Origin of the sequence: Roseiarcus sp. (assembly GCF_052145395.1) — a bacterium.
Taxonomy (GTDB): domain Bacteria; phylum Pseudomonadota; class Alphaproteobacteria; order Rhizobiales; family Beijerinckiaceae; genus Roseiarcus.
This window is the reverse complement of the sequence record NZ_JBKQOT010000160.1, coordinates 1-8634: the sequence shown is the minus strand read 5'-3', so window position 1 is coordinate 8634 and position 8634 is coordinate 1. Positions and strand designations below refer to the sequence as shown.

The 8634-nt window shown below is 68.1% G+C and carries 10 protein-coding genes; 6 read left to right on the top strand and 4 right to left on the bottom strand.

Going from position 1 to position 8634, the window contains the following annotated elements; translation table 11 throughout:
- The first annotated feature begins 167 nt into the window (after positions 1 to 167).
- Both ACLP25_RS05580 and ACLP25_RS05575 read left to right on the top strand, forming a co-directional pair.
- Positions 168 to 1292: an acyltransferase family protein gene (locus tag ACLP25_RS05580; RefSeq protein WP_442468235.1), complete on the top strand. Its 1125-nt coding sequence runs from the start codon at positions 168 to 170 to the stop codon at positions 1290 to 1292.
- A gap of 152 nt (positions 1293 to 1444) precedes the next feature.
- Positions 1445 to 2761 carry a DUF2254 domain-containing protein gene (locus ACLP25_RS05575; protein ID WP_442468234.1) on the top strand — a complete coding sequence of 439 codons (1317 nt, stop codon included), beginning with the start codon at positions 1445 to 1447 and terminating at the stop codon, positions 2759 to 2761.
- Between the two features lie 47 nt (positions 2762 to 2808).
- On the opposite strand, the gene ACLP25_RS05570 is transcribed toward ACLP25_RS05575, so the two are convergent.
- From ACLP25_RS05570 to ACLP25_RS05560, 3 genes are read right to left on the bottom strand one after another with little or no spacing between them, the layout of a single operon-like run.
- Positions 2809 to 3246 (bottom strand): DUF1178 family protein, encoded by a 438-nt coding sequence (locus ACLP25_RS05570; protein ID WP_442468233.1) that lies wholly within the window; start codon positions 3244 to 3246, stop codon positions 2809 to 2811.
- 3 nt (positions 3247 to 3249) lie between these two features.
- Positions 3250 to 3507, bottom strand: a complete 258-nt coding sequence (gene grxC, locus ACLP25_RS05565) for a glutaredoxin 3 (protein WP_442468232.1) — start codon at positions 3505 to 3507, stop codon at positions 3250 to 3252.
- Between the two features lie 53 nt (positions 3508 to 3560).
- Positions 3561 to 4355 carry a ComF family protein gene (locus tag ACLP25_RS05560; RefSeq protein ID WP_442468231.1) on the bottom strand — a complete coding sequence of 265 codons (795 nt, stop codon included), beginning with the start codon at positions 4353 to 4355 and terminating at the stop codon, positions 3561 to 3563.
- 64 nt (positions 4356 to 4419) lie between these two features.
- On the opposite strand from ACLP25_RS05560, the gene ACLP25_RS05555 reads away from it, so the two are divergent.
- The 4 genes from ACLP25_RS05555 to ACLP25_RS05540 all read left to right on the top strand — a co-directional run bounded on the left by ACLP25_RS05555 (position 4420) and on the right by ACLP25_RS05540 (position 6579).
- Positions 4420 to 5310: a methyltransferase domain-containing protein gene (locus tag ACLP25_RS05555; RefSeq protein ID WP_442468230.1), complete on the top strand. Its 891-nt coding sequence runs from the start codon at positions 4420 to 4422 to the stop codon at positions 5308 to 5310.
- Positions 5311 to 5429: 119 nt separating this feature from the next.
- On the top strand, positions 5430 to 5816 hold the full coding sequence (locus tag ACLP25_RS05550) for a hypothetical protein (RefSeq protein WP_442468229.1): 387 nt from the start codon (positions 5430 to 5432) through the stop codon (positions 5814 to 5816).
- Between the two features lie 110 nt (positions 5817 to 5926).
- A complete protein-coding gene (locus tag ACLP25_RS05545) occupies positions 5927 to 6196 on the top strand; it encodes a type II toxin-antitoxin system Phd/YefM family antitoxin (RefSeq protein WP_442468227.1) in 270 nt (89 codons plus the stop codon).
- Positions 6193 to 6579 (top strand): type II toxin-antitoxin system VapC family toxin, encoded by a 387-nt coding sequence (locus ACLP25_RS05540; RefSeq protein ID WP_442468226.1) that lies wholly within the window; start codon positions 6193 to 6195, stop codon positions 6577 to 6579. Before ACLP25_RS05545 ends, ACLP25_RS05540 begins: the two co-directional genes overlap by 4 nt.
- Positions 6580 to 6584: 5 nt before the next feature.
- On the opposite strand, the gene ACLP25_RS05535 is transcribed toward ACLP25_RS05540, so the two are convergent.
- Positions 6585 to 8634: helix-hairpin-helix domain-containing protein (locus ACLP25_RS05535; RefSeq protein WP_442468225.1), on the bottom strand; the 2050-nt coding region annotated here is incomplete at its 5' end.

Here is an 8634-nt window from a genome sequence, read left to right as displayed (position 1 = left end):
GCGCAAACCGCCTTCAGGCCAGACAACAGCGACGCCAAAATCTCCATCCCTAGCGTGAATCATGTTTCCCCTGATTTGTGAATCCCAAAAAATGCCCTTCTTTTAGAATTGCTGGCGATTGAGCGATGGTCTTGACGACAAGCAGCCGTGGTCGCAGTGACCACGAAATGCGCAAGAGCAACACCCGCCGGGACGGAGGTCTCGACGCGTTGCGGGCGTCGCTCACGCTTTTGGTGCTGTTTCACCATGCGGCGATCACCTATGGCGCCTCGGGCGACTGGTACTACAAGGAAGTGCGCACGGGACCGGACCTCTCGAGCCAGCTCCTCAGCCTGTTCTCCGGCTTCAATCAGGCCTTCTTCATGGGCCTGTTCTTTTTGCTCGCGGGCTATTTCACGCTGGGCGCGGTCGAGCGACATGGGGCGGCCGTCTACATACGGGAGCGCGCGGTGCGGCTCGGCCTGCCGCTGATCATCTATTTCCTGCTGCTCTCGCCCGCCACGATGGCGCTTGCCGCGACGGCGCGCGGACGGAATTTCTTTGCGGCCCTCGTCGGCAACTGGACACAGGGGCGCATGGAGCCGGGCCCCTTGTGGTTCTGCGAGGCGCTCTTGATCTTCGCCGGCCTTTATCTCGCCATCCGCGCCTTCGCGCCGGGCCTCGCGCGCCGGGCCTCGCCGTCTTTCCCCTCCGACGTGACGCTCGCGCTGGCTGCGCTCGGCACGGGCGTCGCCGCTTTCCTGCTGCGTCTCGTCTGGCCTACGGGCGCGACGCTGCTCTATCTGCAACTCGGCTATTTCGCCAGCTATGTCGTTCTGTTCGCGGCCGGATGCCTCGCCGCGCCCTGGGCGTGCCTCGATGAGGCGCCGCCCGAGCAGCGGCGGCTGTGGATCACGGTCGCATGGGTGACCTTTCCCCTGATGCCGATCGCGGTCGTGCTCGGCCGGCATATTCCATGGCTCGCGGGCGCGCAGTCCGGCGGCTGGAATGTGCAAGCCGCGGTCTATGCGCTTTGGGAGCCTTTTCTCGCCTGGGGCGTGATCTTGGGCCTGCTGCATTTTTACACGCGCCGGTTCGAGACGCTCGGGCCCCTATGGCGGTCGCTGTCGCGTCGCGCCTATGCGATCTACATCATCCATCCGCCGGTGCTGGTCGCACTCGCGCTCGCATGGCGGTCCGCCGCCGCGCCGCCGGCGCTGAAATTCCTTGTCACGGGGACCGCGACCTGCCTTGCGTGCTACCTGCTGGCGGGCCTGCTGCTCAAAGCTCCCGGCGCGAACAAGGTTTTGTAGGTCGAATCGTTTCGTCAGAGGCGAAGAACTGGGGACCGAAAGCCGCAGCGGGCCTCGTCGCCGCTTTTGCTTGTCCCGCGACCGAAATCCGTCAAACCTCGCCGGAAAAGCGCCGGCCGGCCGAATCGCCGCGGCGGCGAGGGGATCGCGTCATGTTCAAGCGACTGCCGGTGCTGTTGAAGGCCGCGTCCTATGCGTTCCGCGGCGGCTTCCTGATCCGGCCGTTCCTGATCGTCCTGGCGCTCGCGACCGCCGGGACGGTTCTCTCGGGACTCGAGGAGCAATATCCCGGAATTCGCGCCTTCATCCCGCAGACGCTCTTTCCCTCGCAGGCCGATCCTCAGGTCGCGCAGGCGATTTTGACCAGCATCGCGACCTCGACCATGACGGTCGTGTCGATCGTGTTCGCCATCCTTTTGATGACGCTGACGCTGGCCTCGACCCAGTTCTCCCCGCGCATTTTGGTCAGCTTCGTGCGCGACCACGTCACGCAGTGGACGCTCGGCGTTTTCCTGGGAACCTTCTCCTATTGCATCGCGGCCCTGCCCGCGGCGCGCTCGCTGCCGACGCCATTCGCGCCGGTCGTCACCGTCACCGGAGCGATGGCGCTCGCGCCGGTCTGCGTCGGCTGGCTCATCTATTTCATCCACCACATCTCGAACGCCATCAGCGTCAATCACATCCTCGACCGCATCGCGCGGGAAACCGAGGAGGTGATCGACGAACTGATGCCCTACCCCTGGCGTCCGGCGCACTGGGACCTGGCTTACGGCGTCTCGCTCGATGCTCTCGTCACGGCCATTCCGAGCCCGCGGTCCGGCTACATCCGGTTTCTCGACATCCCGCAGCTGACGGCGCTCGCCAAGTCGCTCGGCGTGTGCCTCAGGCTCGAGCGCCGCGTCGGCCAGTTCGTTCCGGAGGGAGGGGTTCTCATCACCGCCTCGCACGGCGAGCGGATTTCAGCGGAGCGCGCCGCAGAGTTCATCGCGGCGATCGACATCGGCCCAACCCGCACGATGCAGCAGGACATCGAGTTCGGCATCGTCCAGATCGTGGACATCGCGCTGAGAGCGATCTCGCCGGCGGTCAACGATCCGACGACGGCGATCAGCGGGGTCGACCAGCTCAGCGCGATCCTGATCCGCTGGACCGGCCGGGCGCCGCCGCAGACCTACCACTACGATCCGCCGCACGTCCTTCGCGTCGTGGCGCCGTGGGCGGATTTCGAGGCGCTGCTCGACCTCGCCTTCGAGCAGATCCGCCACTATTCCGTCACCGACGCGGCGGTCAGCCTGCGGCTGATGCGCGCGCTTGGCGACGTCTCGGCGGCGAGCGTCGATCCCTCGGTCCGCCGTCAGCTTTTCCAGCGCGGCAAGCGCATCATGGACGGCTGCGCCGCGCGGCTCGAACCGTACGACGTCGCGAGGCTGGAGGAGCGTTTTGCCCGTCTCGCCGCACAGGCCTCGTAAGGACGCGCCAGCGGGAAGTTCCGCGCGCCTCGCCGGGCGGGCATCGCTCAGTTCATCTCGTCGGCGAGCGCCGGCATCGGCAGGACGCCGACGCCCTCTTCGATGAGCGCGCGGGCCTCGTCCAGGCTCGCTTGGCCGCGGATCGCCCGCTCCGGCTCGTCGCCGGCGTGGATAGCGCGCGCCACCTCGGGAAACTTGGCGCCGACGTCGTCGGTGTTCGCTTCGATCTCGTGCCGGAGCTTGGCCATCATCTCGCGGGCCTGGCGGCGCTTGTCGTCGAGCAGCGCTCCGGCGGGCGGCTCAGGCTGATGGCGCTCGCCGCCGCCGACGACGGCCGGCGCCATGATCGCCTTGTCGACCGCGGTCGACCCGCACTCGGGACAGACGACGAGCCCCCGCTCGCGCTGCTTCTCATAAGCGGCGCTGTCCGGAAACCAGCTCTCGAATTCGTGCCCCTCGGCGCAGCCGAGCGCATATTTGATCATGGGTCAGCCCGCCAGCAACGGGTCCAACCCGCCCGCCGCATCGAGATCATAGAGATCGTCGCAGCCGCCGATAGGCCTGCCGCCGATGAAAATCTGCGGCACAGTCGAACGTCCGCCCGTCTTCTCGGCCATCGCCGCCTGCGCTGCGCGGTCGCCATCGACGCCGATTTCCTCGAACGCCACGCCCTTTTTCTCCAGCAGCGACTTCGCGGCGTGGCAGTAGGGACACGTCGATTTTGTGTAGATGACGACCGGCTGCACTTGGAATCCAACTCCTTGGCGCGGATGGGCCTGAATCCGCACTATATGGGCGGTCATCCGCCCGTAACAACCCGAGCAAAAACCAGCACGTCGACCCGCTTCGCACCTGCCCGGATGAGCGCGCGGGATGCGGCGTTGGCGGTGGCGCCCGAGGTGAGCACGTCGTCGACAAGCACGACGTTCAGGCCCTTCACCCTTGCGCCGTCGGCGACCTTGAACGCCCCCTGGACGTTTTCGGCGCGCTGCGCCCGGCTGAGGCCGACCTGGCTGTGGGTCGCCTTGACCCTGATCAGCGCATTGACGTCGCAGGGCTTTCCGGTCGCGCGAGCGACTTCGCGAGCCAGCATGGCGGCCTGGTTGAATCGCCGGCGCCACAGCCTCAGCGGGTGAAGCGGCACGGGCGCGAGACAATCGGCGTCGGCGAGGATGTCCGCCCCCGCCCGGGCCATCCAGCGCCCGATCGGCCGGGCGAGGTCGGCGCGGTCGGAGTATTTGAGGCGGTGGACGAGCCTGCGCGCCGGCCCGTCCTCGAAGCGGGCGACGGCGCGGGCGCGGGCGAAGACGGGCGGGTCGGCCATCGCCTGCGGCGACAGGAGCCCCTCGCCGAGGTCCTGCTCGAACGGCGTACCAAGGCGCTCGCAATAGGGCCGCTCGATGAACCGCATCGCGCTCCAGCACCGCGGGCAAAGCGCGCCATGCGCCTCGGTCGCGGCGCGACAGGCGAGGCAGGTCGGCGGATAGAGCGTATCGATGGCCGCTTTCGCCAGCCGCCGGGCGAGGCCGAGCGCGCGCCGCCTCCAGTCCGGGGCGGCGACGTCATATGCGGGAAAGGCGTAATCCGCATCCATGGAACAAGGCTAGCGCGATCCTCCGGTTTGCGCGAGAGGACCGGTCGTCGCATAAGGAGGGCCGATGGCCCCATCCCCTCCGGAAATCTTCGACCGCGCGCTTGGGCGCCGGTGGCTCGATCGGGCCTGGGCGCGCGCCGGAGACGGCGGCGGCGCCGATTTCCTCCTGCGGCGCGCGGCCGAGGACCTCGCCGACCGGCTGTCGCTGGTCAAGCGGCGATTCGCCCTCGCCGCCGACCTCGGGACCCCCGGCCCCCACGCAGCGGCGGCGCTTGCGGCGGGCGGTCAGATCGACCGGGTGTTGCGGTTCGGCCCCACCCGCTCGAGCCTCGGCGCGGGCGACTATCTTCGGGCGATCGGCGACGTCGAGCGCCTGCCGCTCGCCGACGGCCGGTTCGACCTCGTCGTGTCGCTGTTCGCTCTGCAGACGGTCAACGATCTGCCCGGAGCGCTGATCCAGATGCGGCGAGCGCTCGCGCCCGACGGGCTCATGGTCGCAGCGCTCCTCGGCGGCGACACCTTGACCGAGTTGCGGCAGAGCCTGACTCTCGCGGAGAGCGAGGTCCTCGGCGGCGCGGCGCCCCGCGTCGCGCCCTTTGTCGACGTGCGTGCGCTGGGCGCGCTGGCGCAGCGGGCGGGCTTCGCGCTGCCGGTCGTCGATCTCGACCGCGTCCCCGTCCGCTATCTCGACATCGTTGCGCTGATGCGCGACCTCAGGGCCTTCGGCGCCGCCAACGCCCTCGCGGACCGCAGCCGCAAGCCGCTGCGGCGCGAAGTCTTGGGGCGAGCCGCGGCGGCCTACGCCGAGCGGTTCTCCGATCCGGACGGACGTCTGCGCGCGACCTTCGACATCGTCTGGCTCAGCGCCTGGGCGCCGCACGAGAGCCAGCAGAAGCCGCTGAAGCCCGGCTCCGCGACCGCGCGGCTGGCTGACGCGCTCAAAACCCGCCGCTGATCCGGCGCGCTTTTGCCACGCGGCCGCCATTTGACCGCCGCGGCGGCAGCAATAAGATGACACGCGATCGTGTGCAGTTGGATCGGGAGGCCGGACGCAGAGCGATAACGGAGGTTCCCATGGCGCAGTCGGAGAAGTGTCAGGCGCCGCCTGCCGACGGCCCGCGGCAAGCGAAGACGAAGAAGCTTGACCCGCTCGTCCGTTACATGATCTTCCACTGGATTCTCGGCACGCTCGGCGGGGCCTTGTGCGCCACGCTGCTGCTTGTGTTCGATCCGTTCGGCATCCGGCCGCTCATCCATGACAGCGGGCTTGGCGTGCAGGCGGTTTTCCTGCTCTACGTCGGCTTCATGACGTCGTTCGGCGGCCTCGTCTGCGCGGCGGCGGTGATGTTCCCGCCGAAGGACGACGACGAACCGCCGCGCGGCGGCGGCCTGCGCGGGAACGTCGTACCGGCCAAGTGGCGGCCGCGGCTGGCGCCTGTGCGCGCGCAAACCCGCCCCTAAAGGCGCGCGCGGACCACCCGTCCGGTCAGCGCCACGCCGGCAAGGACGAGGCGAACCCGGCACAGGCCGATCGGCTGGACGCCGCGGCCACTTGCGGAGACAATGCGGGGATGAAGACGGTCACCATCCGCGAAGCGAAGAACCGGCTGTCGGAATTCGCCCGCAAGGTCGAGCGCGGGGAGACGATTGTCGTCACGCGCAACGGCGCACCCGTTTTCGACATGACGCCGCACAAGCCGAAGAAGGGTCTGCGTCTCGAAGCGATCGAGGAATTCAAGCGGGAGTTCGGAACCGACAACCTGGTCGAATTCATTGCCGACGACTTCGACGATCCGCTGCCGGAAGATTTTCTCCTGCGCCCCTTGCCGCCTGACGCATGAGGCTGCTGCTCGATACGCATATTTTCCTGGCGCTGATCGGGTCTAGCTCGGCCAATCTGCCAGCGGCCATCGTAGTGTTGATGGAGGACGATGAGGCCGAGTCTCATTTAAGCGCCGCGAGCCTGTGGGAGATCGCGATCAAATGCCGGTTGGGCATGCTCAGGCTGGTCCCCGAGCTCGACGCCTTGCCAAGGATTCTCCAGCGCCTCGGCATCCGGATCGTGCCGATCGACGAACGCCATGCGCTCGTGGCCGTGGACCCCGAGCCTGCAACCCGCGATCCGTTCGACTGGATGCTGCTCGCGCAATGCCAGATCGAAGGGCTGAAGCTCGTCACCGTCGACCGCGCTCTCGTTTCGCATCGCCTGGCGGCGAGGCCATAGCCGGCTCACTGAAAATTCCGTCCCGCCGGCATCGCCTTGCGGACTTCGATCGTGTCGAGCGGCAGCGTCGGCGGCGCGCGGGGGTCGTCGAGGCGCGGGGGACTCGCGAAGCGGTTGCCCTGGCGCTTCTGCGCCATGGTCATCTGCGGCCTCTTGACCTCGTCGGCGCGCGCGCTCGGGTCGATCGTTGCGCCCGCCTCCGACAAAAGCCCGAGCATCGGGGTGAGGTCGTCCATGCGGTCGGCGACGACGTGGATGACGCCCTGCTCGTTCTGCAATTTCCCGATCACCGCGATGAAGCGCGCCCCGAGCACGATCGCGCGCAGCCGCTCGAACGCCTTCGGCCAGACGATGACGTTGGCGACGCCGGCCTCGTCCTCGAGCGTCATGAAGATGACGCCCTTGGCAGTGCCAGGCCGCTGGCGCACCAGCACGAGGCCCGCGACCGTCACGCGCTCGCCGCTCCTGACCGAGGCAAGCGCGTCCGAGCGCAAAATTCCGCGCGCCGACAATCGCGCGCGCATGAACGAGGTCGGATGCGCCTTGAGCGACAGCGACAGGCGGCGGTAGTCCTCGACCACATGCGCGCCGAGCGGCATCGGCGGCAGCTTGGCGTCCGGCTCCGCGTCGCGCTCGGGGCGAGAGGCGGCGAACAAGGGCAGCGCGTCCTGGTCGCCGACCCGGTCGAGCCCGCGCACCGCCCACAGCGCCTCGCGCCGGTCGAGGCCGAGCGAGCGGAAGGCGTCGGCGTCGGCGAGTTTTTCCAGCGCGGCGGGGGAGAGGCCGCTCCTGAGCCACAAATCGCGCACGGAGTCGTAGCCCTCCCCTCGCCGCTCGACCAGCTTCAGCATGTCGTCCTCCTTGACCCCGAGGATCTGCCGCAAGCCCAGGCGCACCGCGTGCGTCGCGCGGATGTGTTCCGCCATGGCGGCGTGGCGAGGGTGGATCCCTTCTCCCCGTTCACGGGGAGAAGGTGGCCGCGCAGCGGCCGGATGAGGGGCTGCGCCGCCCTCTCCGGAAGAATCCGCGCCGCCCCTCATCCCATAGGGCGGCGAAAGACGCCCGTCTCTCGACGGGCTATGCCTCTCCCCGCACGCGGGGAGAGGGGGCCTTGGCTCCAGCGTGCAGTCCCAGTCCGAGAGGTTTACGTCGACCTCGCGCACTTCGACCCCGTGCTCGCGCGCGTCGCGCACGAGCTGAGCCGGGGCGTAGAAGCCGAGCGGCTGGGAATTGAGCATCGCGGCGGCGAACACGTCCGGATAGCGGCACTTCATCCAGCACGAGGCGTAGACGATGAGCGCGAAACTCGCCGCGTGACTCTCGGGAAAGCCGTATTCGCCAAAACCCTCGATCTGGCGGAAGCAGCGCTCGGCGAATTCGCGCTCGTAGCCCTTCGCCGCCATGCCCTCGATCATCTTGTCCTGAAAGGTCTGGATCGTGCCGACCCTTCGGAAGGTCGCCATGGCGCGCCGGAGCTTGTCGGCTTCGGCGGGCGTGAAGCCGGCGGCGACGATGGCGATCTTCATCGCCTGCTCCTGAAACAGCGGCACGCCGAGCGTCTTCATCAGCACCGCCTCGAGCTCCTTCGACGGATAGACGACGTCCTCGAGCCCCTGCCTTCGGCGTAAGTATGGATGCACCATGTCGCCCTGGATCGGCCCGGGGCGCACGATCGCGACCTCGATCACGAGATCATAAAAACTCGCCGGCTTCAGCCGCGGCAGCATCGACATCTGCGCCCGGCTCTCGATCTGGAACACGCCGATCGTGTCGGCGCGCTGGATCATGGCGTAGACGCAAGCCTCCTCGGAGGGGATGGTCGCGAGCGAAAGCCGCTCGCCGTAATGTTTGCCGAGAAGGACGAGCCCCTTCGACAGCGCCGTCAGCATGCCGAGCGCGAGCACGTCGATCTTGAGTAGGCCGAGCGTGTCGAGATCGTCCTTGTCCCATTCGATGGTGGTGCGGTCCTCCATCGCCGCATTCATGATCGGCGCGATCTCGTCCAGCCGGTCGCGGGTGATGACGAAGCCGCCGCTGTGCTGAGTGAGGTGGCGC

What these genes read in the sequence shown, in the direction of transcription:
- ACLP25_RS05540 (WP_442468226.1), top strand. Translation starts at nt 6,193, where the DNA reads ATGAGGCTGCTGCTCGATACGCATATTTTCCTGGCGCTGATCGGGTCT.
- ACLP25_RS05545 (WP_442468227.1), top strand. Translation starts at nt 5,927, where the DNA reads ATGAAGACGGTCACCATCCGCGAAGCGAAGAACCGGCTGTCGGAATTC.
- ACLP25_RS05570 (WP_442468233.1), bottom strand. Translation starts at nt 3,246, where the DNA reads ATGATCAAATATGCGCTCGGCTGCGCCGAGGGGCACGAATTCGAGAGC.
- ACLP25_RS05555 (WP_442468230.1), top strand. Translation starts at nt 4,420, where the DNA reads ATGGCCCCATCCCCTCCGGAAATCTTCGACCGCGCGCTTGGGCGCCGG.
- ACLP25_RS05580 (WP_442468235.1), top strand. Translation starts at nt 168, where the DNA reads ATGCGCAAGAGCAACACCCGCCGGGACGGAGGTCTCGACGCGTTGCGG.
- ACLP25_RS05575 (WP_442468234.1), top strand. Translation starts at nt 1,445, where the DNA reads ATGTTCAAGCGACTGCCGGTGCTGTTGAAGGCCGCGTCCTATGCGTTC.
- ACLP25_RS05550 (WP_442468229.1), top strand. Translation starts at nt 5,430, where the DNA reads ATGGCGCAGTCGGAGAAGTGTCAGGCGCCGCCTGCCGACGGCCCGCGG.
- ACLP25_RS05560 (WP_442468231.1), bottom strand. Translation starts at nt 4,355, where the DNA reads ATGGATGCGGATTACGCCTTTCCCGCATATGACGTCGCCGCCCCGGAC.